Raw genomic sequence first — 23,528 nt, 5'->3', positions numbered from 1 at the left:
AGCGGCACGTGACGGCGATACCGCGCGTCAGCGGCACCTTCGCCCGGCGACTCACTCGAGCACGGGCGCCGTGTCGTCGCCCCCGAGCCACTCGGCCGCGAGGTCGTCGAGCGTGCCGTTCTCGCGGAGCGCGTCGACGGCGGCCGTGACGTCGGCGGTGAGCGGCGAGTCCTTCGCGAGCACGATGCCGAACTCGTCGCCGCCCGACGAGGTCTCGGGCAGCTGGCCGATGATCTCGCCGCCGTCGAGCTCGGCGCCCGTCAGGTAGAAGGCGGTCGGCAGGTCGACGACGATCGCGTCGACGGTGCCGCTCTGCAGGGCGAGTTTCGCGTCGTCGTTCGTGTTGAAGACCTGGGGACCGAGCGACGGGTCGATGATCTGCTCGACGGCGTCGAAGCTCGTCGTGCCGGTCTGGGCGCCGATGCGCAGCGGCTTGAGGTCGGCGATCGACGAAGCGCCCGAGGCGGGCGAGCCCTCGACCGTGATGACGACCTGCGTCGTCGCGTAGTACGGCGACGAGAAGTCGACGTTCTCGGCGCGCTCGTCGGTGATCGAGAACTGCTGCAGGTTGAGGTCGAAGTCCTTCGGGCCGGGCGCGATCGCCTGGTCGAACGTGGTGCGCACCCACACGACGTCCTCCTTCGCGTACCCGAGCTCGTCCGCGACGGCGTAGGCGACCGCCGCCTCGAACCCCTTGCCGCTCTCGGGGGCGTCGTCGAGCACCCAGGGGAAGTAGGCCGGTTCGCCGGTGCCGATCGTGAGCTTGCCCGGGGTGACGTGGCCGTCGCCCGCGTCGTCGCCACCGCCCGAACCCGCTGGGGCGCAACCGGCGAGCACGAGGGCCGCCGCACCGGCGAGGGCGATCGCCGCGAACGTTCGCGCGATGGCGCGGTCGGGCGCGCGTCGTGCGTGCGTGCGCTGCGAGGGCGTGCGTCGAGTCATGAGAACCTCCGGGTGGTCGCTGGCTCCAGCATGGCCGAAACCTCCGACGTCGCGCATCGGCGTGGCGCATTGTGACGCTCGGCTAGGCTCGTCGTCGTGACCGGGGGAGACGAGCGCGAGACGTCCGAGCTCGCCGCCGGCCCGCGGCCCCGCCGCGCCGCCCTCCGCCGATGGCTCGGGGGTCGCGCCGCCCTCTGGACGGCGTTCGTCGTCGTGCACGGCCTCGTGGTGTGGCTCAACCTCGAGGCGCCGGGCCTGCCGATGGGCGATGTCACCGGGGTGTACCGGATCTGGGCCGAGAACGCCGCACACGGTTGGCTCCGCATGGGCATCGACGCGCCGTGGGTGTACCCGATCCTCGCGTTCGCGCCCATGGCGGCCGCCCTCGTCTTCGGTCAGGCGTACGTCGCCCAGACCTGGCTCGCGATCGTGGTGCTGCTCGATGCGATCGCGTTCTCGATCCTGATCGGGCGGGCGACGCTCTCACGGCCTCGGCGCCTGGCCGCGTGGTGGTGGCTCGCGTTCATCGCCCTGCTCGGCCCGATCGCGCTCGGCCGCATCGACGCGATCACGGTGCCGTTCGCGATCACCGGCCTCCTGTGGGCCGCCGGACGCCCGCGCGTCGCGGCGACCCTGCTCACGATCGGCGCCTGGGTCAAGGTGTGGCCGGCGGCCCTCATCGCAGCCCTCGTCATCGCCGCGCGTCGACGCCTCGAGGTCGTCACGGTCGCGGTCGTGCTCAGCATCGGCATCCTCGGCGTGAGCCTGCTCGCGGGATCGGGGATGAACGCGATCGGGTTCATCGCCGAGCAGGCGGGTCGCGGCCTGCAGATCGAGGCACCGGCCGCGGTGTTCTGGCTCTGGCAGATCGTCGCGGGCTCGAGATCCGTCAGGATCGTGTACGACCGCGACATCCTGACCTTCCAGATCGCAGGGCCCGGAGCGGATGCCGCCGCCGCGGTCACGACCCCGCTCATGATCGTCGGGGTGCTCGTCGTCGTCGTGCTCGGCGTGCGCGCCGCACGACGCGGGGCACCCATCGGGCGGCTGCTGGCGCCGCTCTCGCTCGCGTTCGTCGTCGTGCTCATGCTCGCGAACAAGGTCGGCTCGCCGCAGTTCGTGACCTGGCTCGCCGCGCCCGTCGTGCTCGGCCTCGTGCTGCGACCGGCGCGGTTCCTCGTGCCCGCGGCGCTCGCCGCCGCGGTCGCCCTGTTCACGCAGATCATCTACCCGTACTGGTACGGGTGGCTCCTGATCGCCAACCCGGCGTTCGTGTTCCTGCTGACCGTCAAGGTCGCACTGCTCGTGGCCCTCCTCGCCTGGGCGCTACGAGCGGTGTGGCAGGCTGGGTCGCGACGGAACGAGGCGGCGCCGCACGGCGGAGACGTCGGTCGCCGCCGGACGGAAGGGTGAACATGCTGGTCGCATTCTCGGTCGCACCGAGCGGAACGGGCCGTGACGACGGATCGGTGCACGACGCCGTCGCCGCGGCGGTGAGGATCGTGCGGGAGTCCGGGCTGCCCAACCGCACGACGTCGATGTTCACCGAGATCGAGGGTCCCGACTGGGACACCGTGATGGACGTCGTCAAGCGCGCGACCGAGGCCGTCGGCGCGTACGGGTCGCGGGTGTCGCTCGTGCTGAAGGCCGACATCCGCCCGGGCTACACGGGTGAGATCGACGGCAAGCTCGAGCGGCTCGAGGCCGAGCTCGAGGGCTGAGCTCGGAGGCCGAGCCTCCCGGCGGTGCTGGCCGTCCTGATCTCGACACTGTGCTGCGCGCCCGTTCGGGCGACGGGTTGTCGAATCGATTCGACTCGTGAGAGAATCGCTCGGTGACCCCAGCTTCCTCCGGGCCGACGACGTTGTCGCCGGCCCGTATCCGTTTCGCGCTCCTGGCGCTCGCCCTCGGCGGCTTCGGCATCGGCTCGACCGAGTTCGTCGCGATGGGCCTGCTGCCCGACCTCGCGCTCGACCTGCTGCCCGACGTGCACGCCGAGTCGGCCGACGCCGCGAACGCGACCGCCGGCTGGATCATCTCCGCCTACGCGCTCGGCGTCGTCGTCGGCGCACCCACGATCGCCGCGGTCGCCGCGCGCTGGCCGCGCAAGCGACTTCTGCTCGCCCTCGTCGCGGCGTTCACGATCGGCACCGTCGCCTCGGCGCTGCTGCCGTCGTTCGGTCTCGTGCTCGTGGCCAGATTCCTGTCGGCGCTCCCGCACGGCGCGTACTTCGGCATCGCATCGCTCGTCGCCGCAAGCCTCATGGGGCCGGGCAAGCGGGGACGCGGCGTGGCGCTCGTGCTGTCGGGGCTCACGATCGCCAACGTCGTCGGGGTGCCGGCGATCACCTGGCTCGGGCAGGCGACGAGCTGGCGCGTCGCCTACCTCGCGGTCGCCGGGATCTTCGCGCTCACCTTCGTGGCCGTCGCGGCCGCCGTGCCGTGGCAGCCGGGCGACCCCGGCGCGAGCGTGCGCCGTGAGCTCGGCGCGTTCAGCCGCCCGCAGGTGTGGTTCGCGATCGCCATCGGCGCGATCGGGTTCGGCGGCTTCTTCGCGATGTACAGCTACATCGCGCCGCTCGCGACCGAGGTCACCGGGCTCGCCACCGCGGCCGTCCCGCTCGTGCTCGTCGCGACCGGTCTCGGCATGACGGCCGGCAACCTCGTCGGCGGGCGACTCGCCGACTGGAGCGTGCGGCGCACCATGTACCTGGCGTTCGCGGCGCTCGCCGCGTCGCTCGCGCTGCTCGCCCTCACCGCGCAGTTCACCGCCGGACTGTTCATCGGCGCGTTCCTCATCGGGGCGACCTCGTCGGCCCTCGCGCCGACGATCCAGACCCGGCTCATGGACGTCGCCCGCGACAGCCAGTCGATCGCCGCGGCGCTCAACCACTCGGCGCTGAACATCGGCAACAGCCTGGGAGCGCTCCTCGGCGGCACGGTCATCGCGGCGGGGTTCGGCTATGTCGCGCCGATCTGGGTGGGCCTCGTGCTCACGATCGCCGGCATCGCGCTCGCGGTGTGCAGCTTCGCGCTCGACCGTGCCGCCCGCAACCGGGGCGTGCACGTGCCGTACGCGACGGGCGCCGTGCCGGCCGTCGAGGGGTGACCGGGCGGCCGAGGCGTGCGGGGAACGTCCGCCCGAGGCATCCGGAATCGATGCCCTGCGAGCGTCAGTCGGACTGGAGCAGGATGCCGTCGGCGATCGCCCGCTTGCGCAGCGCGACCTTCGTGCCGACGTCGTAGCCGGCCGCGCGGTACTTCTCGCGGATGCGCTTGAGGTAGCTCTTGGCCGTCTCCTCGGAGATGCCGAGCTGGAACGCCACGGCCTTCACCGGCTGGCCCGCACCGTAGAGCGCCATGACGCGTCGCTCCTGCGCCGACAGCTTCGGCACCGTGCCGTCGTCGAGCAGCGCCGCCTCGAGCTCGGGGGTGAGGTACGACTGACCGAGCATGGCCGAGCGGATCGCCTCGATGATCGACTCGACGGGCTCGGACTTCACGAGGTACCCCATCGCCCCGGCGCTGAGCGCTTCGCGCACGACCGACGGCTCGGAGTAGTTGCTCATGAGCATCGTCTGCACCTCGGCGGACTTCAGCATCGAGAGCTTGAGCGAGATGGGGATGTTGTCGCGCAGGTCGAGGTCGAGCAGCACCACGTCGACGGGGAAGTCGGGGTGGGCGAGCAGTTCGGACCAGGAGGGCACGGCGGCGACGAGCTCGATCTCGGCCGAGGCGCCACGCAACCACTCGGTGAGGGCACCGAGCAGCATTCGATGATCGTCGACGATCGCCAGTCGGATCGGCGGAGCAGTGTCGGGCATTCAGCTTCCCCTCGGACGGGCCGCGGCTGCGGCCGACGCACTCGCCGGAACGGTCGGGTCCGTCCGGCACTCGATGTCGATGCGGAAGGCATCGGGCCCCCCGACGACATCGTGTGTTCCGACCTTACCGATAGCGTCCCAAGTTGCGGCGTCGAGACGTCGGCGTGCGACGCCGTCGACCTCGATGCCGATGTGGACCACGGGCGACGGTCGGGCTGACTCGGCGCCGTCGTGCGGCGCGCCTGCGGCGGCATCGGTCTCGTCGTCGTCGGCGTCGAGCGACGTGACGGTGACCGAGATCGCCGTCGCCGGGCCCTTGCGCCGCTCGCCGCCGAGCAGCCACAGCGCGAGCAGCAGGTTGTCGCGCTGCGCCTTGCCGAGGTTGCCGGCTGCACCCTCGGGATCGTCGACGACGACGCGTTCGCTCAGGTACGCCGACTCGGTCACGGCGTGTCGGAGCCAGGTGTCGGTGCGCCCCTCGATGAGGCGTGCGCGCAGGGCAGCGGCGAGCCGGCCGGCACGTTCGGCGGCCTCGGCGGGGAGGGGGATCGCGATGCGGCCCGAGCCGACGTCGTCGAGCAGGGTCTCGGCGTCGAAGTCGAGTTGCGCGAGCTCTTCGGACGCGCGCATGCCGACCGGCGACGGCTGCGTCGCCACCGTGCTCTGCACGAGCGACAGGTCGAGCTCGCGCACGACGAGGCGGCGGAATCCCCGGATGGTCACGACCGCCAGGATGAGCGGCAGCACGGCCGCCGCCGCCACGGCGAGTCCGGTGACCGTGTACGGTCCGGCCGACGGCGCCTGCAGGAGCGCGGCGATCGCGAGCACGGCGCCGTCGGCGATCGCGACCGCGAGGGGGATGCGCGTGCCGCGGATCGCGGCGACCGGCATGAGCACCGCGCCGACCGCTGCCGCCGCCGTCGGCGTGACGCCGAGGTGCAGCAGGCCCCAGGTCGCCGAGACGTCGAGCCAGACGGGTACCGCGAGCGCGACGAGGAGCAGGGCGTAGAGCACGTCGGGCAGCGGCTGCATGCTCGAGAAGACGCGAGAGACGACGCCGATGCCGATGATGACGGCGATCGCGATCCAGGCCGGCCATGGGCCGGGGCCGGGTGGGAAGAGCGGCATGATCACGATGGTGCGCGCCAGCAGCCAGACGATGACGACCCCGCCGGCGACCGTGATGCCGGTCGCGAGCCGGCGACCGCCGTGGCGATCGCGCACATCGGCGACGGCCCGCGCGGCGCGCGCGGTTCGGGCGGGCCGGCGGAATCCGTTGGCGCCGGTCTGCTCGAGCGTCTTGATGCTCATGGCTTGGGCACCTCGAGCATCACGGTCGTTCCCGAACCCGGCGACGAGAAGACCCGGGCGCGACCGCCCACGGTCTGCAGTCGGCCGACGACGGACTCGGCGTAGCCGAGGCGCGCCCTGTCGACCGTCTCGGGTTCGAAGCCGTGCCCGGCGTCGGTCACCATCGCGCGCACGGTGCGGTCGTCGTCGCTGACCGTGACGTCGGCCTCGTTCACGCCCGAGTGGCGCCGCACGTTCTCGAGGCACTCGCCGAGCGCGCCGAGCAGGGCGTCGAGGGTCTCGCGCGGCAGCGCGAGCTGACCGACCCCGTGCCAGTTGACGTCGAGCCCCATGCGGGCGAACCGCTGCCGCACCGACTCGAACGTCGTCGAGAGCAGGTCCTCGTCGGAGTCGGGGGAGAAGATCGCGTTCGAGGCGTTGTCGAGCGGCGCACCGAGCCGCAGCTGCTTGAGCAGCCGGGCGTCGTCGCCCGCCTGCTGGCGGAGCGCCGCGGCGCCGACGCCGACTCCCGAATGGGCGAGCAGGCTCAGGGTCGCCAGCACGGTGTCGTGCAGCACTCGCGCGTCCTGGCGCTGGCGGGCCTCCGCCTCGCTCGCGATGCGTTCGGCCTGGTGCGCGCGACCGACCTCGTCGATGCGGGCCGCCGCGCCGGCGATGCCGTGGTCGAGCGCGAGTCCGATCGACGCGGCGACCGACCACCCCGCGATCGTCGCGATGATGATCGTCGGCGTCGGATGCCCGGTCGCGACGATGGCGACGGCGACCACGAGCGAGATCGCCGCGAGCGAGCCGACGAGGGGCACGCCGTTCGGCCGCACGACGAGGGTGACCGCGACCGACGGCGCGGCCGCGGCGGTCGTGAGCGACATCGCGGCGAGCGCAGCCGGGTCGACGGACTCGGCCGACCCGAGGACGGCCAGCGTCGCGAGCGCCGTCGCGACGGCACCGAGGGCGGCGGGGATGCTGCCGTGCATCGTGTGCACGACGACGAGCACGGCGGTGCCGAGGCCGAGGAGCACCACGACGCCGGTCTCGAGCGCGCCCGCGCTGCCGGGGACGGCCATGCACGCGAGAGCGCCGAGCGCACCGGAGAGCCCGGCGATCCTCGCGATGCGCCGCAGGAGCCGATCGCGCTCCTTGTGGATGCGCTTCATGTCACCCCCTCGGCATGACCGACGGGCGCGAGCGGGCACCCGTCATTTCGAACACTAGCCCAGTCGGGCCGATGTGGCACGGCTCACGCGGCGAGCAGCCGTGCGAGCTCCGTGCCGACGACGTCGCGTTCGATGAGGAACGCGTCGTGCCCGAAGTCGCTGGAGACGACGACGGGCGCCGGCCCGTGCACGCTGTGCGCGAGGCCCGCGGCCACCTCGACCTGGCCCGCGAGGGGGAAGTAGCGGTCGCTGTCGATGCCGAGCACGAGGCTCTTGGCCTGCACCATGCCGAGCGCGGCGGCGACACCGCCGCGACCGCGACCGATATCGTGCGAGTTCATCGACTCGGTGAGCACGATGTAGCTGTTCGCGTCGAACCGGCGGGTGAACTTGTTGCCGTGGAAGTCGAGGTACGACTCGACCGCGAACCGGCCCTCGCCGCCGAGCGGGTCGAGCTCGGACTGCCAGCTGCGCTCGAATCGGTCGTTGAGCTCGGCCGCGGTGCGGTAGTTGAGCATCGCCATGCGGCGTGCGAGCGCGAGGCCGCGCGTGGGGCCCTCGCCGTCGGCGGCGTCGTAGAAGGCGCCGGCGCGGAAGGCCGGGTCGGTGCGGATCGCCTCGATCTGCACCGAGTTGAGCGCGATCTGGTCGGCGGTCGTCGCGGCGGGTGCGGCGAGCACGGCGATGCGTTCGACCGCCTCGGGGGCCTCGATCGCCCATTCGAGCACGTGCATGGCGCCCATCGATCCGCCGATCACGGCCGCGAAGCGTTCGATGCCGATCGCGCGGGCGAACGCGATCTGCGCGCGCACCTGGTCGCGGATCGTGAGGAAGGGGAATCGCGCACCCCACTCCACCCGGTCGGGCGCGAGCGAGGCCGGACCGGTCGAACCCTGGCAGCCGCCGACGACGTTGGGAGCGACGACGAACCAGCGATCGGTGTCGACCGCGAGACCGGGCCCGACGACGCCCGCCCACCAGCCCGAGCTCGCGTGGCCCTCGCCCGCGTCGCCGAGCACATGACTGTCGCCGGTGAGCGCGTGCAGCACGAGCACGGCGTTGTCGCGTGCGGGCGACAGCGTGCCCCACTGCTCGTAGGCGATGCGGACGCCGGGCAGCGTCGCGCCCGACTCGAGTGGCAGGTCGCCGATGCCGACGAAACGGCGGTCGCCCACCGGGTCGCCCTCGCGCCACGCGCCCGTCGCGGGTGCCCGCCCGAGCAACGCGAGCGCGCCCGCCTCGGGCACGAATCCCGCGGGAACCACGTCGGCGGTCGTCTGCCAGTCCATGCCTTCGATTCTCCCAACTCGGTCGGACGCGCCGGTCATTGTTACGTCGCCATCCGTGGGTTGCCGGTGCTCGGAGACGACGAAGGCGGATGCCTCGGGCCGACGTCGACCCGAGGCATCCGCCCCGTCGTTCAGTGCCTCAGACGCGCAGCGCGTCGGTCGCCGCACGGGCGGCCGCAAGGCCGGCCTCGAGGTCGGCCTTGAGGTCGTCGATGTTCTCGATGCCGACCGACAGGCGCACGAGGCCCGGCGTGACGCCGCTCGTGAGCTGCTGCTCGGGGGTGAGCTGCGAGTGCGTCGTCGACGCGGGGTGGATGACGAGCGAGCGAACGTCGCCGATGTTCGCGAGGTGGCTGAATAGCGACAGGCTGTCGACGAGCGCGCGGCCGGCGTCGACGCCGCCCTTGAGCTCGAACGAGAGCACCGCGCCGACGCCCTTGGGGGCGTACTTGTTCGCCGCCGCGTACCACGGGCTCGAGGGCAGCCCCGAGTAGTTGACGCTCGCGACCTCGGGGTGGTTGTCGAGCCACTCCGCGATTTCCTGTGCGTTCTGCACGTGACGCTCGATGCGCAGCGACAGGGTCTCGACGCCCTGCAGCAGGTTCCACGCGCTCTGCGGCGCGATCGCCGAGCCGAGGTCGCGCAGCAGCTGCACGCGGGCCTTGATGATGTAGGCGAGGCCGTCGCCGACCGCCGTCGTGTAGCTCGCGCCGTGGTACGACGGGTCGGGCTCGGTGAGGCCGGGGAACTTCTCGACGTTCTTCGACCACTCGAACTTGCCGCCGTCGACGATGACGCCGCCGATGGTCGTGCCGTGACCGCCGAGGAACTTCGTGACCGAGTGGATGACGATATCGGCACCGTGCTCGAACGGCCGGATGAGGTAGGGGGTCGCGATCGTGTTGTCGACGATGAGCGGGAGACCGGCCTCGTGCGCGACGCCCGAGACGAGCTCGATGTCGAGGATGTTGATCTTCGGGTTGCCGATCGTCTCGCCGAAGAAGAGCTTCGTGTTCGGGCGCACGGCGCGGCGCCACTCGTCGGCGTCGTCCTGGTTCTCGACGAAGGTGACCTCGATGCCGAGCTTCGCGAGCGTGTACTTGAAGAGGTTGTACGTGCCGCCGTAGATCGACGACGACGAGACGATGTGGTCGCCCGCCTCGGCGATGTTGAGCACGGCGAACGTCGACGCGGCCTGGCCGCTCGAGAGCACGAGCGCCGCGGTGCCGCCCTCGAGCGCGGCGAGGCGCTGCTCGAGCACGTCCTGCGTCGGGTTCTGGATGCGCGTGTAGATGTTGCCGAACTCGGCGAGCGCGAAGAGGTTCTGCGCGTGCTCGGCGTTGTCGAACACGTACGACGTGGTCTGGTAGATCGGCGTCGCGCGGGCCTTCGTGACGGGGTCGGGGGCAGCGCCCGAGTGGACCTGCTTGGTCTCGAAGCGCCAGTCGGCGTTGCTGGTCATGGTGTCTCCTCGGAAGTCGGGTGCGCGGCCTGCGTCCGTCGGTGGTGCGGTCGCGGTGTCCGAGTCACGTTAGGCGGGCACCGCGGCAGGGGCAACGGATGCCGCAACACGGCGTCACGACTCCGCAGGTTGAGGAGGAGCGCAGCGACGTCTCGAAACCCGCGCGTTCCAAGCGGTGCGAGGGAACCCTGTGGTCGATGCTGCTCTGGGTCGTTGCTGGCTCGGGAACCATTGCCGCTACCGTACGAATACGGTGAGTGGAGCAGCTTTCGGAATCGAGGAATCGCCTGATGACCGTTCAACTTGGTCGTTACGTTCCGCCGAAACGAGGCTGGGCTGCTGAGCTTCTTCTGCTCGGGGCTGTCGGCGGGCTCGTGCTTGGGGCGGTTTTCGGTTTGCTCCACGCGCTCGTCCTCACCGATGCGGCGACGCGCCAAGGCCCTGGGATCGTGTTCTTCTTCGCTGTCGGCGGAGCCTTCGCCGGCGTCTTCATCGGTGCTGCCGTGGTGAGCTTCGGTGCGCTGTTTCGCATCGTGGTGGGGCAATTCGTGCGGGCAGCGTGGATCGAGGCGGTCACTGTCGGCCTTGGGAGCGCGATGGGTTCGCTCGCCGTCTACTACCTGATGCCCTGGGGGTATCCGATGAACGCGTGGCTGTACCTCGCGCTCTTCGTCGTCGTGCCAGCCGTCCTCTGCGGCATGCATACTCTCTGGGCGCGGCTCCAGCCTGCTGGCTGACCGTCACCGTGTGCGTTCGACTGGTTCAGCATGATGACGGTCGGCAGAAAGTCGAGCCAAGCAGCAGCGGTGATTCGTCTCGTGTTCGGCGTTGATGCCACTACCGGCGCTCGGGATCCGGCGGCAGCACGATCGTGCCCGTCGCGGTCGACGGCTCGGGCCGGAACAGCCACCTCGCGCGCGGCTCGACGAGTGGGCGGAACACGCGCCTGACGGGCTTCAGGGACAGTACGATCGCGATGCCGACGCAGAAGACGATCATCGCCGGCAGCACCCAGAACGGCTGGTCGCCGGCGAGGATGCCCGTCTCGCGGAACGGGTACAGCACGAACGGGTGCAGCAGGTAGATGTACATGGTCGCCCGGCCGAACGGGGTGAACCAGTGCGACCCGCGCGGCATGAGGGTGAGGAACGCGACCGCGAGCACCATCGCCGACAGCAGGAGCACGAGTCGGATGGCGCCCGACCACGGCTCGTCGTAGCCGATCGCCTGGTACGACTCGTCGTAGAGCATGAAGCGGCGCAGCTTCAGGTCGCGCAGCGTCTCGATCGTCATCGGCATGACCGCGAGCACCACCGCGAAGAGGGCGATCGCGCCCGCGCGCCAGCGCCACGCGACCGCGGTGCGCAGCTCGAGCCATCGGCCGGTGACCTGCCACTGCCTGAGCTTCCAGCCGAACACGAAGAACGGCAGCATGCCGAACGTGCGCGTGAGCGCGAAGGTCGAGTCGATCGCCTCCGAGTAGCCGGCGCCGATCGAGATGACGATCGCGATGAGCAACGGGTAGCGCAGCAGCACGAGGTAGGGCAGCACGATGCGCCAGACGGCGAGGGCGATGAGGAACCAGAGGGTCCACGACGCGGTCGTGAAGTCGATCACGAGCTCGCCGCCCAGCGCCCACTTGATGACGGTCCAGATGGTCTCGAAGATGAAGTACGGGAAGACGATGTCGGTGAGGATCTGGCGCAGCGCTCGCGCGTTCGGCGGCCCCGACTTCGCGAAGTACCCGCTGACGACGACGAACACGGCCACGTGGAACGAGTAGATGAAGAGGTAGACGCTGTAGGCGGCGTCGTCCTCGCCGATGAGCGGCAGGATGCCGTGGCCGACGACGACGAGCGTGATGGCGATCCAGCGGGCGTTGTCCCACAGCGGCACCCGCTTGCGGGTCGGCCGGGGGTGGTCGATCCTCGTGTGCATCACTCCATTCAACCGCACGGTGCTCTGACCGAACGGTCGGAACCGGGCAGAATGGGCGCATGGTGACACTTCGAGCGGTCGTGACGGGTGCGAGTTCGGGCATCGGCGCGGCCACGGTGCGCGCGTTGCGGGCAGCAGGATGGGACGTCGTGGGCGTCGCCCGCCGTGAGGAGCGCCTGCGCGCGCTCGAGGCCGAGACCGGAGCATCCGTCTTCGTCGCCGACCTCACGCAGCAGGCCGACGTCGACGCCCTGCGCGACCACCTGGCTGCCACCGGCGGCATCCACCTGCTCGTCAACAATGCGGGCGGCGCGAAGGGGCTCGACTCGGTCGAGGCGAGCGAGATCGACGACTGGGCGTGGATGTTCGAGGTCAACGTGCTCGCGCTCAAGCGCGTGACGAGTGCGCTGCTGCCGCTGCTGCGCCGGGGAGCCGTCGAGCGGGGGGTCGCCGACATCGTGAACATCACGTCCATCGCGGGCCACACCGCGTACGTCGGCGGCGGCGGGTACAACGCCGCGAAGTTCGCGGCGCACGCACTCACCGAGGTGCTGCGGCTCGAGCTCAACGGCGAGCCGCTGCGCGTCATCGAGGTCGCCCCTGGTCTCGTCAAGACCGACGAGTTCGCGCTCGTGCGCTTCGGCGGCGATCGCGCCCGTGCCGACGCGGTGTACGAGAACGTGCCCGAGCCGCTCGTCGCCGAGGACATCGCCGGCGTCGTCGTCGACGCCGTGCAGAAGCCGCGGCACGTCGATCTCGACCTCATCGTCGTGAAACCCGTCGCCCAGGCCGCGCCGTACCGGCTGACGAAGGGGCCGCTCGCCGTTCGCGGGACGGACGGGCCGTGAGCGCGTCGGCGACGAAGCCGAAGACCGGGGCGGATGCCCCGACCGGACGACGCGATCGCTGGGAGGCGCGCACGTCGACACCGCTCATGGTGCTCGGTGTCGTGTTCCTGTTCGTCTACGCCGTGCTCGTGCTCGACGAGCGCACGCCGCACTGGCTGAACGTCGTGCTCGCGTGCCTCATGATCGCGACCTGGGCCGCGTTCCTCCTCGACTTCGTCATCCGCGTCCTGCTGACCCCGAAGGGGCGGCGGGTGCGGTTCGTGTTCACGCGGCCGCTCGACCTGCTGTCGGTGTTCCTGCCGGTCTTCCGCGCGCTGCGCGTCGTCAACCTGCTGCACAACGTCGCGTTCTTCCGTGGGCACAGCGGCGAGGCGTTCCGGGCCAGGGTCGTCATCTCGGCGCTCGCATACGCGGTCGTGTTCGTCTTCTTCATCGCGCTCGCGACGCTGCACGTCGAACGCGACGCCCCCGGCGCGAACATCACGAGCTTCGGTGACGCGATCTGGTGGGCCTGCGTGACGGTGGCGACCGTCGGGTACGGCGACACCTACCCGGTGACCGGGCTCGGCCGTTGCTACGGCGTGCTGCTTATGATCGGCGGCATCGCGATCATCGGCACGGCGTCGGCGACCGTCGTCTCCCTCTTCAATGACCGGCTCGGCCGCATGCGGCACGAGGCCGAGACGACGGGGGAGATGAGCACGATGGCCCGCCAGCCCGCGCTCGACCTCGACCCGCTCGACGTCGACTCCGAGATCGACGACGAGATCGAGGAGGGGCTGAACCGGCCCCAGCCCGGCGACCTGCCACCCGACGGCGGCGACGCGCCGACACGCTGACGGGCCCGGCCCGTTACGCTTTCCAGATGACGTTCGATGCGAATGACGCCGGTCTCGGCAAGCCCGAGATCCGCCGCGAGATCCTCAGCTGGGACCAGTTCGGAGAGGCGGCCCGCGGGCTCGCCGCGGAGGTCCTCGAGTCGGGCTTCAAGCCCGATGTCGTGATCGCGATCGCGCGCGGCGGACTGCTGCTCGCCGGGGCGATCTCGTACGCGCTCGGCACCAAGCAGTGCGGGTCGATCAACGTCGAGTTCTACACCGACATCGAGCAGGTGCTGCCCGAGCCGATCGTGCACCCGCCGATGCTCGACGCGCCCGCGCTCGCTGGGCTCACGGTGCTGCTCGTCGACGACGTCTCCGACTCGGGGCGCACCCTCGCGAAGGTGCTCGAGCTCCTCACCGAGGTCGGCGCCGAGGTGCGCACGGCCACCCTCTACACGAAGTCCCGCACCATCCTCGTGCCCGACTACAGCTATCGCGACACCGACGACTGGATCGTCTTCCCGTGGTCGGCGCTTCCGCCCGTCACCGTCTCAGCGGCAGCCGGCTCCGAGGGCACCGCGTGAGCGTGCACCTCGTCGGAGGCGGCTGGCCCGCCGCCGGCGACCTCGCGGTCTTCGGCCGGTTCGTCGACGAGGCGACCCGACGGGCTACGGCGGCCGGACGATCGGAGCCGCGCGTCGCGGTCGTCGCCGTGCGCGACGGCGACGCCGCTGCACATGCTGCGAAGCTCGTCGAGGTGGCGTCCGTGGCCGGTGCCGTCGACCCGGTCGTCATCGCCGTCGAGCACGGCGGCGAGGTGCCCCAGGCGGCCTTCGCCGACGTCGACGGCGTGATCGTCGGCGGCGGGAACGCCCCCGCGTACCGCGCTGCCCTCGAGCCGCGGTTCGGCGAACTGCGACGACTCGTCGCCGCGGGCACGCCGTACCTCGGCTTCTCGGCGGGTGCGATGATCGCCGCCGAGCGTGCACTGATCGGCGGACGCGCGATCGGCGGTGTCGTCGTGTCGCCCGAGATGGGCGACCAGGGCCTCGACGAGGTCACGGTCGCACCCGGCATCGGCCTCGTCGACGTCACGATCGACGTGCACGTCGCGCAGTGGGGCGCGCTCTCGCGGCTCGTCGCCGCGGTCGAGGCGGGCATCGCCGAGGGCGGCCTGGGCATCGACGAGGAGACGGTGCTCATCGTCGGCGAGGGCGGCCTCGAGGTGCAGGGTCGCGGCAGCGTCTGGCGGGTGCTGCCCGCCGAGCACGGTGTCGTCGTGTCGACGATCGGCGCGTGACGGTGGCGCCCGAGGTTCGCAGCGGCAGTATCCATCTCGTCGGCGGCGGTGCGCTGACCGTGGCGGATGCCCCGTTGTACGCGCCGTTCGTCGCCGAGGCCGCCGCACGCGGCCGAGCGGCGGGCCGCGCCCGCCCGCGCATCGCCGTGATCTCCGTGCACCCGGCGAACCCGACCCCGGCCGGCGTGCTCGTCGACGTCCTCGCCGCCGCAGGCGAGTTCGATCCCCGCGTGACCGCCGTGCGCGGCGGCGAGGAGGTCGGGCTCGCAGCCCTCGCCGAGGTCGACGGCATCGTCGTCGGCGGCGGCATCGTCGAAGAGGTGCGCGACGGCCTCGAGCCCCTGTTCGACGAGATCCGCCGGCAGGTCGCCGACGGCGTGCCGTATCTCGGCGTCTCGGCCGGAGCGATGATCGCCGCCGAGGGAGCACTCGGTGGCGGATCGCGTGTCGACGGCATCGTCGTCTCGCCCGAGGACCCCGACGAGCCGGGCGAGGAGCTCGAGATCGGAGGGGGCATCGGGCTCGTCGACGTCGCCGTCGAGGCGCACGTGGCCCAGCGCGGCACGCTCTCGCGTCTTGTCGCCGCCGTGGAGTCGGGTCTCATCGGGGGTGCGCTCGGCATCGACGAGCGCACCGTGCTCGTCGTGGGCGAGGGCGGGCTGAGGGTCGAGGGGTCGGGCAGCGTCTGGCAGGTGCTCCCCGGCGAGCGCGGCGTCGCCGTCGCGACGGTGGGCGCATGATGCCCGCCAAGAGCCTCGACGAACTCGCCGCCGCAGGGCTCATCGATCCGGCGTGGGCCGGAGCGCTTGCTCCGGTCGGTCCGCGCATCGCGGCGATGGGCGACTTCCTCCGCGCAGAGACGGCCGCCGGGCGCGGCTACCTGCCCGCCGGCGACCGGGTGCTGCGCGCGTTCGGCGCACCGCTCGACGACGTGCGCGTGCTCATCGTCGGGCAGGACCCGTACCCGACGCCGGGGCATCCGATCGGCCTCTCGTTCGCGGTCGACCCGCACGTGCGACCGGTGCCCCGAAGCCTCCAGAACATCTACCGCGAGCTGCACGACGACCTCGGCGTCACGCCGCCCGCCCACGGCGACCTCACGCATTGGAGCCGCAACGGCGTCATGCTGCTCAACCGCGTGCTCACGGTGCGCCCCGGTGAGGCGGCTTCGCACCGCGGCAAGGGTTGGGAGGAGGTCACGGACCACGCGATCCGGTCGCTCGTGAATCGCGGCACTCCGCTCGTCGCGATCCTCTGGGGCCGCGACGCGCAGGGCCTGAAGCCCCTGCTCGGCGACACCCCCGTGATCGAGTCGGTGCACCCGAGCCCGCTGTCGGCGTCGCGCGGGTTCTTCGGCTCGCGCCCGTTCAGCCGGGCCAACGCGCTGCTCGAGGCGCAGGGCGCGGCGCCCGTCGACTGGAGCCTGCCCGCCTGAGCGCGCCCCGAGGGTGCGTGACCGATCGAGTCGGCGGAGATCGGCCAGGATCGGCGCAAACTGGACGATCTGTGCCCGTTCGATTCCTTCGTCGCGGGATGCTCGGCCACGCGGCATCCCGAAACCTGCCCGCAATCTCGCCGACGTAGGCTGACCGCATGCTCGAAGAGGAATACCAGGAGCGGCGTGTACTGCCGCGCCACCTGCGCAAGCCCGTGCCGGTCGAGGCGCCGTTCGAGTACACGCTGCGCGACGCGGTCGCCGCCGACCTGCCGGGTGTTCGCGAGATCTACAACCACTACGTCGCGAACTCGACCGTCACCTTCGACGAAGATCCCATGACCCTCGCGGAGTGGCGGGCGAAGTTCGCGCAGCTCGCTGATCTCGGCATGCCGTTCATCGTCGCCGAGTCGCCGTCGGGGCAGTTGCTCGGCTACGCCCTCGTCGCGCCGTGGAAGCCGAAGCGCGCCTACCGGTTCACCGTCGAGGACTCGATCTACCTCGGTCCGGCGGCGACCGGCAAGGGCCTCGGGCGGGTGCTGCTCGGCGAGCTCATCGACCGGTCGAAGGCGGCCGGCATCAAGGAGATCATCGCGGTCATCGCCGACCAGGGCGCCGAGGGCTCGCTCGTGCTGCACGAGCGCTACGGCTTCACCGAGATCGGGCGGATGGGCCGGGTCGGGTTCAAGTTCGACCGCTGGCTCGGCACGATCCTGATGCAGCGATCGCTGAAATAGGGGGCGGATGCTGCGGGCCGCGCGGACGCCGTCGGTCAGAGGTTCAGCACGAGTTCGGCCGACTCGGCGACGAGCAGGCCCGCGCAGGCGAGCACGCCCGTCGCGATGAGCAGGCCCGGGTGCGCCAGCCCGATCACGACGCGTCGTCGCCGGGGTCGCGTCGCGAGCAGGCGGGCCGGGATGCCGGTCTCCTCGGGCGCTTCGCGCCAGCCGCGGATTCGGGCCAGGAACCACGCGCAGCGTGCGATGAACGCGCCCCACAGCACGACCGCCACGATCGGCACGACGCCGGCGAGCAGCTCGAAGCCGATGCCGGCCACCTCGTCCTCGCGGCCCTCGGCGGCGAGCTGGATCGACGTCGAGATCGTCGCGCCGAGCACGATCGACGCGCACCAGGCGACGAACGCGAGCACGAGCGTCACGTATCGCACGAAGAAGTGGCCGAACACCGACGAGTGCTGGTCGAGACGGCGGCGCGGCGTCGCCGCGAGCACGATGATCGTCGCGATGAGGCTCGGCGCGATGAGCAGCGCCAGGAGCACCGCCCAGGTGAGCTCGAACCGAGCGGTCGTCGCCGTCGCGGCCAGTGCCACGAGTACGACGACGGCCCACCCCGCGCCCCAGCGAAGCGGATGCCGCGTGATCGATGCTGCGACCGCGCCGGTCGCACGCCGCAACCACGACGGCTGCGCCCCCGCTCGTGCGTGCATGCCGCCACCCTAGTGCGAGCCGGGTCCGGTGCCTCGCACCGCGCCGTCGGGACCGCGCCGTCGGGACTGCGCCGTCGGAGCCGCGCCGTCTGGACGGCGTCGTCGGCACCGCGCCGTAGGCTCGGGGCATGACCGAGCTGCACGAGCACACCGCACTCGACCAGTACCGGCTGCTGCAGTCGGGCGACGTGTCGCCGACGGAGCTCGCCCGCCACTATCTCGAGCGCATCGATCGGCTGAACCCGGTGGTCGGTGCGTTCGCGACCGTGACGGCCGAACTCGCCCTCGAACGCGCGGGCGTCGTCGAACGCGAGGTGCCGCGGGCGCGCCCGCTCTGGGGTCTGCCGCTCGGCGACAAAGACCTGCAGCTGCGCGCGGGAGTGCCGGCCGCGTTCGGTTCCCGCGCGTTCGCGGGCTTCGTGCCCGACGAGTCCGACGAGCTGGTGCGTGCGGTCGACGACGCCGGCGCGGTGAGCCTCGGCAAGACGGCGACGCCCGAGTTCGGCATGCCGTCGTATACCGAGGGGCTGGCCTTCCCGCCGGTGCGAAACCCGTGGAACCTCGACCTCGGCGCTGGCGGCTCGAGCGGGGGAGCGGCCGCGGCCGTCGCATCCGGCATGCTGCCCTTCGCGCCCGGTTCCGACGGCGGCGGCTCCATCAGGATCCCCGCGGCGTCGTGCGGGCTCGTCGGCCTCAAGCCGTCGCGCGGACGCGTGCCCGGCGGACCGGGCATCGCGAGCCTCGCGGGGCTCGGCGTGGCCGGCCCGATCGCGCGCACGGTCGCCGACGCGGCACTGCTGCTCGACGGGCTCATCGCGCCCGTCGGCTACCCGGCGGCGCACCGGTACGCGCTGCGGGCACCCGGCGACGACGGGCCGTTCCTCGGTGCGGCGATCCGCGGGGAGGGCCGGTTCCAGCTCGGGGTGATCACCGATTCGCCGTGGGATGACGCCTACGAGATCTCGATCGAACCGTCGGCGCGCGCCGCGCTCGACGGTGCGGTCGCGGTGCTCGATGCCAGGGGCCACGGCATCGAGGTCGTTCCTCCCGCTCCCGAGCCGGGGTACGCCGAGGCGTTCCGCACGGTGTGGCAGGCCGGCGCCGCGACGATCCCCGTCGACGGCGAACGCGAGGCGCTGCTCGAACCGCTCACGCGCTGGCTCGTCGAGCGAGGCCGCTCCGTGCCCGCGCGACAGCTCGCCGAGGCGCTCAGCTGGCTCACGGGCTACGAGGAGCGCGTCATCCGCCGGTTCGCGTCGTACGACGCGGTGATCAGCCCGGCGCTCGCGCTGACGCCCCGCCCGGTGGGCTGGTACGACGCCGACGACGGCGAGCGCAACTTCGCCCAGCAGGTGCAGTTCACGCCGTTCACGTCGTTCGTGAACGTGTCGGGCCTGCCCGCGATCACGGTTCCCGTCGCCGAGACCGACGACGGCGTGCCGCTCGGCGTGCAGCTCATCGGCCGGCCCGGGGGCGAGGCCGTGCTCTTCTCGCTCGCCGCGCAGCTCGAACGTCGGGTCGGGCGCAGCACGCGGCATCCCGGGCTGTGGTGATGCGCGTTGCGACGATGGCCGGGCGCGAGCATGTCGGGGATGCATCGACCCGATGCGTCACGGGAATTTGACGGGGTTAGGTAAGCCTCACCTATAGTGGAGGCATGCTCGGTCTCGACCTCACGATCTCGTACAACGGCACGCCCGTCGTGCACGGTGCGGAGCTCCACCTCGAGCCGGGCAAGGTGACGGCGCTCGTCGGCCCGAACGGTAGCGGCAAGTCGACCCTGCTTCGCGCGCTCGCACGGCTGCACCAGCCCGACTCGGGTCGCGTGCTGCTCGCCGGTGGCGAGACGCACACGGTCTCGGCCGGTTCGCCCGTCTCGGCCGCCGAGCTCGCCGAACAGGGCGTCGACGCCGCGACCCTCAGCGCACGCGAGTTCGCGCGGCGCGTCACGCTGCTGGCCCAGAGCCGGCCGACGCCCGGCGGGCTCACCGTGCGCGAGCTCGTCGAGTTCGGACGCCACCCGCACCGCGGCCGCTTCATCGCGGGCGACGCGGGCGGTGCGGCGATCGTCGACCGAGCCATGGAGCTCACGGGCGTGCGGGGCCTCGCTGCGAATGCCGTCGACGAGCTCTCGGGCGGACAGCTGCAGCGCGTCTGGCTCGCCGCATGCCTCGCGCAGGACACGGGCGTGCTGCTGCTCGACGAGCCGACCACCTACCTCGACCTGCGCTACCAGGTCGAGCTCCTCGACCTCATCCGCGAACTCGCCGACGAACACGGCGTCACCATCGGCGTCGTGCTGCACGACCTCGACCAGGCCGCCGCGATCGCCGACCGCATCGTGCTGCTCGAGTCCGGTCGCGTGCGAGCCGTCGGCACACCCGCCGAGGTGCTCGTGAGCGACGTCCTCAGCTCGGCCTACGGCATCCGCGTCGACGTCGACGTCGACGAACGCGGCTGCATCACCACGTGCCCCATCGGCCGCTACAACACCCGGCAGCGCGCCCCGCGGCTCGCCATCGCCTGACCCCACGTCTCGACGACCCACCCCACCCATCACCATGCGTGGCGCCGCTGTGCCCGCGCGCCCGGAAACAAGGAAGCCCCCGCCATGACCTCTGCCAAGAAGACCCCCGCGATCGCGCTCGGCGCCGTCGCCGCGGCATCCCTGCTGCTGCTCACCGGTTGCGGAACGACCGAGACGCCCGACGCGGCGACCGACGGCGCCGCGGGTGCCGTCACCGTCACCGACGACCGCGGCGAAGAGGTCGCGCTCGACGCCCCCGCGAAGGACGTCGTCGCCCTCGAGTGGAACACCGCCGAGAACCTCGTCGCGCTCGGCGTCATGCCGACGGGCGTCGCCGACGTCGCCGGCTACACCGCGTGGGTGCAGTCGGAGCCGCTCGACGAGGGCGTGACCGACGTCGGCATGCGCGGCGAGCCCTCGGTCGACGCCATCGCGGGCCTCGCGCCCGACCTCGTCGTCACGACGAGCGACCTGCCCGACACCGTCGTCTCGCAGATCGAGGAGTTCGCCCCCGTGCTCGTCGTGCGCGGCGCCGACGCCTCGGACCCGATCGGCCAGATGGAGGAGAACCTCGAACGCATCGCGACGCTGACCGGCACCGAAGACGAGGGCGAGGCGCTCCTCGACGGGTTCCACGCCAAGGTCGACGAGGGCAAGGCCGCGCTCGCCGACGCGGGCCTCGCGGGCGAGCCGTTCATGATGAGCGACTCGTGGGCCTCGGGCGGCCAGGTGTCGATCCGTCCCTTCGCCGAAGGCGCCCTGCTCACCGCCGTCACCGAGGAGCTGGGCCTCGAGAACGCCTGGACGGGTGAGGGCGACGCCGACTACGGCCTCGGCTCGACCGACGTCGAAGGCCTCACCGGCCTCGGCGACCTCGAGTTCCTGTACATCACGAACGGCGACGCCGACGCGTACGCGGTCGACCTCGCCGACAACGCCGTGTGGAAGAGCCTGCCGTTCGTCGCCTCGGGCAACGTGCACCGCCTGCCCGACGGCATCTGGATGTTCGGCGGGCCCTCGTCGATGAACGACTACATCGATGCGGTCGTCGACACCCTCGCGAACTGAGTCGGTCGTGACGTCGAGCGCCTCGAGCGCACCGGCCGGGTCGGCCGCACCGGCCGGGTCGGCCTCGCCGACCGGGCCGGGCCCGGCCGGAGGCGTCCCGCGCCTCCGGCTCGGAGCCGTCGCGCTCATCGCGCTCGGCGTCGTCATCGTCGCGCTGCTCGCGGCGGTGCACGTCACGCAGGGCTCTGCCGATGTCGGACTCCCCGAGCTGCTCGGGCTCGTCACGGGCGGCACCGACGACCAGGCCACCGCGGTCTTCGTCGCCTCGCGCGTGCCCCGGCTCGCCGCGGGCGTCGTCGTCGGCGTCGCGCTCGGCGTGGCCGGGCTCATCCTCCAGAGCGTGTCGCGCAACGTGCTCGCGTCGCCCGACACGCTCGCCGTCAACGCCGGCTCGTACCTCGCGGTCGTCGTCGTCGCATCGTTCGGCATCGCGCTGCCCGTCGTCGGGGGAGGCGCCGTCGCATTCATCGGCGGTCTCGCCGCCGCGGGCCTCGTGCTCGCGCTGTCCTCGGCCGGCGGTCGCGGCAGCGGCACGGCGAGGCTCGTGCTCGCGGGCTCGGCCATCGCACTCGCGCTCACCGCGCTCACGACCATGCTGCTGCTGCTGTTCCCCGAGCGCACCACCGGGCTCTACGCGTGGAGCAACGGCACCCTCGCGCAGACCGGCATCGGCCCCGCCGCGCAGCTCGCACCGGTCGTGGCCGTCGCGATCGCCGTGCTTTGCTTCTTCGCCCGGCAGCTCGACCTCGTCGCGCTCGGCGACGACACCGCGACCGTGCTGGGCGTCGACGTGCGCCGCACCCGCCTCGTCGGCGTCGTCATCGCCGTGCTGCTGTCGGCGGTCGCCGTCACGCTCACCGGGCCGATCGGCTTCGTCGGCCTCGCCGCCCCGGCGATCGTGCGGCTGATCGCCGTGCGCGTACCGGGCATGCAGAAGCACGTGCTGCTCATCCCCGCCGCGGCGATCATGGGCGTCATCGTCGTGCTCGGTGCCGACGTGCTGCTGCGTCTGGCGTTCGGCGGGCAGGCCGCCGTCGAGGTGCCGACGGGCGTCGTGACCACGATCTTCGGCGCGGTGTTCCTCGTGGCGCTCGCGCTGCGCTCGCGCGCGACGAGCGAGGCGGCGACCGGGTTCGTCATCGGTGCCGGGCTCTCGCGCCGGGGCCGCATCGCCGTGATCGTCGCGGAGGCCGCCGCCGTCGTCGCGGTCGGCTTCGTCTCGCTGCTGCTCGGCGACGCGAAGCTGCTCGGCGGCGACGTGCTCAACTGGATCACCGGCCAGGCCGGTCCCCTCGTGGAGTTCGTCATGAACACCCGGGCGCCTCGCGTCGTCGCGGCGATCCTCGCGGGTGCCGCGCTCGCGGTGGCGGGCACGGTCGTGCAGGCCGTGTCGCGAAACCCGCTCGCCGAGCCCGCGATCCTCGGCGTCACGGGTGGCGCCGGCGTCGGAGCCGTGCTCGTCATCACCTTCGTACCGCTCGCCGGATTCGCCGCGATCACCGCGGGCGGACTCGTGGGTGCGGCGGCAGCAGCGGCGATCGTCTTCGGACTGACGTTGCGCGGCGGGCTCGCGTCGAGCCGCCTCATCCTCGTCGGCCTCGGCGTCTCGGCGGCAGCCGGGGCGATCACCGCGATGCTCATCATCGCGACCGACCCGTACAACGCGGCGAAGGCGCTCACCTGGATGTCGGGCTCGACGTACGGCCGCACCTTCCCGCAGCTCATCCCGTTACTCGTGGTGCTCATGGTGTCGCTGCCGGTGCTGGCCTCGATGCGACGCGAACTCGACCTGCTCGCGTTCGACGACGACACGCCCCGGGTCCTCGGCATCCGGCTCGGCCCGGCCCGCCTGTGGTTGCTCGTCATCTCCGTTGCCCTCACCGCGACCGCCGTGTCGGCCGTCGGCGTGATCGGGTTCGTCGGCCTCGTCGCTCCGCACGCCGCCCGCGCGCTCGTCGGTGGACGGCACGCGCTCGTGCTGCCGCTCGCGGCACTGCTCGGCGCACTGCTCGTGACCGTCGCCGACACGATCGGTCGCACCGTGATCGCCCCGGGGCAGTTGCCCGCGGGCCTCGTGACCGCCGTCGTCGGCGCCCCGTACTTCGTCTGGCTGCTCTGGCGGGCACGCCGAACCGCCTGACCGCGCGAGGCGCTGGCCGGGC

General features: G+C 72.0%; 23 protein-coding genes. 15 read left to right on the top strand and 8 right to left on the bottom strand.

From position 1 onward, the window contains the following. Positions 1 to 51 precede the first annotated feature (51 nt). Complete coding sequence (locus MUN74_RS02220; protein WP_244854744.1) at positions 52 to 942, bottom strand: ABC transporter substrate-binding protein; 891 nt, start codon at positions 940 to 942, stop codon at positions 52 to 54. Positions 943 to 1,038: 96 nt separating this feature from the next. Here MUN74_RS02220 and MUN74_RS02215 point away from each other — a divergent pair, with 96 nt between their 5' ends. The 3 genes from MUN74_RS02215 (at position 1,039) to MUN74_RS02205 (ending at position 4,051) form a co-directional block, all read left to right on the top strand. Further along, positions 1,039 to 2,355 carry a glycosyltransferase 87 family protein gene (locus tag MUN74_RS02215; protein WP_244854743.1) on the top strand — a complete coding sequence of 439 codons (1,317 nt, stop codon included), beginning with the start codon at positions 1,039 to 1,041 and terminating at the stop codon, positions 2,353 to 2,355. Positions 2,356 to 2,357: 2 nt separating this feature from the next. Continuing rightward, a complete protein-coding gene (locus MUN74_RS02210; RefSeq protein ID WP_244854742.1) occupies positions 2,358 to 2,663 on the top strand; it encodes a thiamine-binding protein in 306 nt (101 codons plus the stop codon). A 113-nt stretch (positions 2,664 to 2,776) separates the two neighbouring features. Beyond that, positions 2,777 to 4,051 (top strand): MFS transporter, encoded by a 1,275-nt coding sequence (locus MUN74_RS02205; RefSeq protein ID WP_244854741.1) that lies wholly within the window; start codon positions 2,777 to 2,779, stop codon positions 4,049 to 4,051. A gap of 64 nt (positions 4,052 to 4,115) precedes the next feature. Here the strand turns inward: MUN74_RS02205 and MUN74_RS02200 are convergent, their stop codons facing one another. The 5 genes from MUN74_RS02200 to MUN74_RS02180 all read right to left on the bottom strand — a co-directional run bounded on the left by MUN74_RS02200 (position 4,116) and on the right by MUN74_RS02180 (position 9,982). Continuing rightward, on the bottom strand, positions 4,116 to 4,766 hold the full coding sequence (locus MUN74_RS02200; protein WP_244854740.1) for a response regulator transcription factor: 651 nt from the start codon (positions 4,764 to 4,766) through the stop codon (positions 4,116 to 4,118). Next, positions 4,767 to 6,077, bottom strand: a complete 1,311-nt coding sequence (locus tag MUN74_RS02195; protein ID WP_244854739.1) for a hypothetical protein — start codon at positions 6,075 to 6,077, stop codon at positions 4,767 to 4,769. Then, positions 6,074 to 7,231: a sensor histidine kinase gene (locus tag MUN74_RS02190; RefSeq protein ID WP_244854738.1), complete on the bottom strand. Its 1,158-nt coding sequence runs from the start codon at positions 7,229 to 7,231 to the stop codon at positions 6,074 to 6,076. Before MUN74_RS02190 ends, MUN74_RS02195 begins: the two co-directional genes overlap by 4 nt. Positions 7,232 to 7,314: 83 nt before the next feature. Next, complete coding sequence (gene metX / locus MUN74_RS02185; protein WP_244854737.1) at positions 7,315 to 8,520, bottom strand: homoserine O-acetyltransferase MetX; 1,206 nt, start codon at positions 8,518 to 8,520, stop codon at positions 7,315 to 7,317. Positions 8,521 to 8,659: 139 nt separating this feature from the next. Beyond that, complete coding sequence (locus MUN74_RS02180) at positions 8,660 to 9,982, bottom strand: bifunctional o-acetylhomoserine/o-acetylserine sulfhydrylase (protein ID WP_244854736.1); 1,323 nt, start codon at positions 9,980 to 9,982, stop codon at positions 8,660 to 8,662. Positions 9,983 to 10,272: 290 nt separating this feature from the next. Between MUN74_RS02180 and MUN74_RS02175 the strand changes: the two genes are divergently transcribed. Then, positions 10,273 to 10,719, top strand: coding sequence for a hypothetical protein (locus MUN74_RS02175; protein ID WP_244854735.1), 447 nt, complete (start codon positions 10,273 to 10,275; stop codon positions 10,717 to 10,719). A 100-nt stretch (positions 10,720 to 10,819) separates the two neighbouring features. On the opposite strand, the gene MUN74_RS02170 is transcribed toward MUN74_RS02175, so the two are convergent. After that, positions 10,820 to 11,920: an acyltransferase family protein gene (locus MUN74_RS02170; RefSeq protein ID WP_244854734.1), complete on the bottom strand. Its 1,101-nt coding sequence runs from the start codon at positions 11,918 to 11,920 to the stop codon at positions 10,820 to 10,822. A gap of 59 nt (positions 11,921 to 11,979) precedes the next feature. On the opposite strand from MUN74_RS02170, the gene MUN74_RS02165 reads away from it, so the two are divergent. The 7 genes from MUN74_RS02165 (at position 11,980) to MUN74_RS02135 (ending at position 17,061) form a co-directional block, all read left to right on the top strand. Beyond that, complete coding sequence (locus MUN74_RS02165; protein ID WP_244854733.1) at positions 11,980 to 12,768, top strand: SDR family NAD(P)-dependent oxidoreductase; 789 nt, start codon at positions 11,980 to 11,982, stop codon at positions 12,766 to 12,768. Beyond that, positions 12,765 to 13,607, top strand: a complete 843-nt coding sequence (locus tag MUN74_RS02160; RefSeq protein WP_244854732.1) for a potassium channel family protein — start codon at positions 12,765 to 12,767, stop codon at positions 13,605 to 13,607. The genes MUN74_RS02165 and MUN74_RS02160 overlap by 4 nt, the downstream gene beginning before the upstream one ends. Before the next feature lie 26 nt (positions 13,608 to 13,633). Next, the gene (locus MUN74_RS02155) at positions 13,634 to 14,173 is read left to right on the top strand and encodes a phosphoribosyltransferase (protein ID WP_244854731.1); all 540 of its coding nucleotides are present in this window, start codon (positions 13,634 to 13,636) and stop codon (positions 14,171 to 14,173) included. Further along, the gene (locus tag MUN74_RS02150; RefSeq protein WP_244854730.1) at positions 14,170 to 14,889 is read left to right on the top strand and encodes a Type 1 glutamine amidotransferase-like domain-containing protein; all 720 of its coding nucleotides are present in this window, start codon (positions 14,170 to 14,172) and stop codon (positions 14,887 to 14,889) included. Before MUN74_RS02155 ends, MUN74_RS02150 begins: the two co-directional genes overlap by 4 nt. Continuing rightward, positions 14,886 to 15,629: a Type 1 glutamine amidotransferase-like domain-containing protein gene (locus MUN74_RS02145; RefSeq protein ID WP_244854729.1), complete on the top strand. Its 744-nt coding sequence runs from the start codon at positions 14,886 to 14,888 to the stop codon at positions 15,627 to 15,629. The genes MUN74_RS02150 and MUN74_RS02145 overlap by 4 nt, the downstream gene beginning before the upstream one ends. Beyond that, positions 15,629 to 16,324 carry a uracil-DNA glycosylase gene (locus MUN74_RS02140; protein WP_244856315.1) on the top strand — a complete coding sequence of 232 codons (696 nt, stop codon included), beginning with the start codon at positions 15,629 to 15,631 and terminating at the stop codon, positions 16,322 to 16,324. Before MUN74_RS02145 ends, MUN74_RS02140 begins: the two co-directional genes overlap by 1 nt. Before the next feature lie 158 nt (positions 16,325 to 16,482). Continuing rightward, positions 16,483 to 17,061, top strand: a complete 579-nt coding sequence (locus MUN74_RS02135) for a GNAT family N-acetyltransferase (protein ID WP_244854728.1) — start codon at positions 16,483 to 16,485, stop codon at positions 17,059 to 17,061. Between the two features lie 35 nt (positions 17,062 to 17,096). Here the strand turns inward: MUN74_RS02135 and MUN74_RS02130 are convergent, their stop codons facing one another. Continuing rightward, positions 17,097 to 17,771: a hypothetical protein gene (locus MUN74_RS02130; protein WP_244854727.1), complete on the bottom strand. Its 675-nt coding sequence runs from the start codon at positions 17,769 to 17,771 to the stop codon at positions 17,097 to 17,099. A 128-nt stretch (positions 17,772 to 17,899) separates the two neighbouring features. Here MUN74_RS02130 and MUN74_RS02125 point away from each other — a divergent pair, with 128 nt between their 5' ends. The 4 genes from MUN74_RS02125 (at position 17,900) to MUN74_RS02110 (ending at position 23,506) form a co-directional block, all read left to right on the top strand. Continuing rightward, on the top strand, positions 17,900 to 19,324 hold the full coding sequence (locus MUN74_RS02125; RefSeq protein ID WP_244854726.1) for an amidase: 1,425 nt from the start codon (positions 17,900 to 17,902) through the stop codon (positions 19,322 to 19,324). A 104-nt stretch (positions 19,325 to 19,428) separates the two neighbouring features. Then, positions 19,429 to 20,298 (top strand): ABC transporter ATP-binding protein, encoded by an 870-nt coding sequence (locus MUN74_RS02120; protein WP_244854725.1) that lies wholly within the window; start codon positions 19,429 to 19,431, stop codon positions 20,296 to 20,298. An 84-nt stretch (positions 20,299 to 20,382) separates the two neighbouring features. Beyond that, positions 20,383 to 21,366, top strand: coding sequence for an iron-siderophore ABC transporter substrate-binding protein (locus MUN74_RS02115; protein ID WP_244854724.1), 984 nt, complete (start codon positions 20,383 to 20,385; stop codon positions 21,364 to 21,366). A gap of 7 nt (positions 21,367 to 21,373) precedes the next feature. Next, positions 21,374 to 23,506, top strand: coding sequence for an iron ABC transporter permease (locus tag MUN74_RS02110; protein WP_244854723.1), 2,133 nt, complete (start codon positions 21,374 to 21,376; stop codon positions 23,504 to 23,506). The last annotated feature ends 22 nt before the right edge of the window (positions 23,507 to 23,528 follow it).

Origin of the sequence: Agromyces sp. H17E-10, from assembly GCF_022919715.1 — a bacterium.
Taxonomy (GTDB): Bacteria; Actinomycetota; Actinomycetes; order Actinomycetales; family Microbacteriaceae; genus Agromyces.
The sequence above is the reverse complement of the archived record's forward strand: the minus strand, read 5'-3'. Positions and strand labels throughout refer to the sequence as shown.

Coding starts and splice junctions, on each gene's coding strand:
- MUN74_RS02220 (WP_244854744.1), bottom strand. CDS start 942: ATGACTCGACGCACGCCCTCGCAGCGCACGCACGCACGACGCGCGCCC.
- MUN74_RS02210 (WP_244854742.1), top strand. CDS start 2,358: ATGCTGGTCGCATTCTCGGTCGCACCGAGCGGAACGGGCCGTGACGAC.
- MUN74_RS02200 (WP_244854740.1), bottom strand. CDS start 4,766: ATGCCCGACACTGCTCCGCCGATCCGACTGGCGATCGTCGACGATCAT.
- MUN74_RS02195 (WP_244854739.1), bottom strand. CDS start 6,077: ATGAGCATCAAGACGCTCGAGCAGACCGGCGCCAACGGATTCCGCCGG.
- MUN74_RS02190 (WP_244854738.1), bottom strand. CDS start 7,231: ATGAAGCGCATCCACAAGGAGCGCGATCGGCTCCTGCGGCGCATCGCG.
- metX (WP_244854737.1), bottom strand. CDS start 8,520: ATGGACTGGCAGACGACCGCCGACGTGGTTCCCGCGGGATTCGTGCCC.
- MUN74_RS02180 (WP_244854736.1), bottom strand. CDS start 9,982: ATGACCAGCAACGCCGACTGGCGCTTCGAGACCAAGCAGGTCCACTCG.
- MUN74_RS02175 (WP_244854735.1), top strand. CDS start 10,273: ATGACCGTTCAACTTGGTCGTTACGTTCCGCCGAAACGAGGCTGGGCT.
- MUN74_RS02170 (WP_244854734.1), bottom strand. CDS start 11,920: ATGCACACGAGGATCGACCACCCCCGGCCGACCCGCAAGCGGGTGCCG.
- MUN74_RS02165 (WP_244854733.1), top strand. CDS start 11,980: ATGGTGACACTTCGAGCGGTCGTGACGGGTGCGAGTTCGGGCATCGGC.
- MUN74_RS02155 (WP_244854731.1), top strand. CDS start 13,634: ATGACGTTCGATGCGAATGACGCCGGTCTCGGCAAGCCCGAGATCCGC.
- MUN74_RS02140 (WP_244856315.1), top strand. CDS start 15,629: ATGCCCGCCAAGAGCCTCGACGAACTCGCCGCCGCAGGGCTCATCGAT.
- MUN74_RS02135 (WP_244854728.1), top strand. CDS start 16,483: ATGCTCGAAGAGGAATACCAGGAGCGGCGTGTACTGCCGCGCCACCTG.
- MUN74_RS02130 (WP_244854727.1), bottom strand. CDS start 17,771: ATGCACGCACGAGCGGGGGCGCAGCCGTCGTGGTTGCGGCGTGCGACC.
- MUN74_RS02125 (WP_244854726.1), top strand. CDS start 17,900: ATGACCGAGCTGCACGAGCACACCGCACTCGACCAGTACCGGCTGCTG.
- MUN74_RS02120 (WP_244854725.1), top strand. CDS start 19,429: ATGCTCGGTCTCGACCTCACGATCTCGTACAACGGCACGCCCGTCGTG.
- MUN74_RS02115 (WP_244854724.1), top strand. CDS start 20,383: ATGACCTCTGCCAAGAAGACCCCCGCGATCGCGCTCGGCGCCGTCGCC.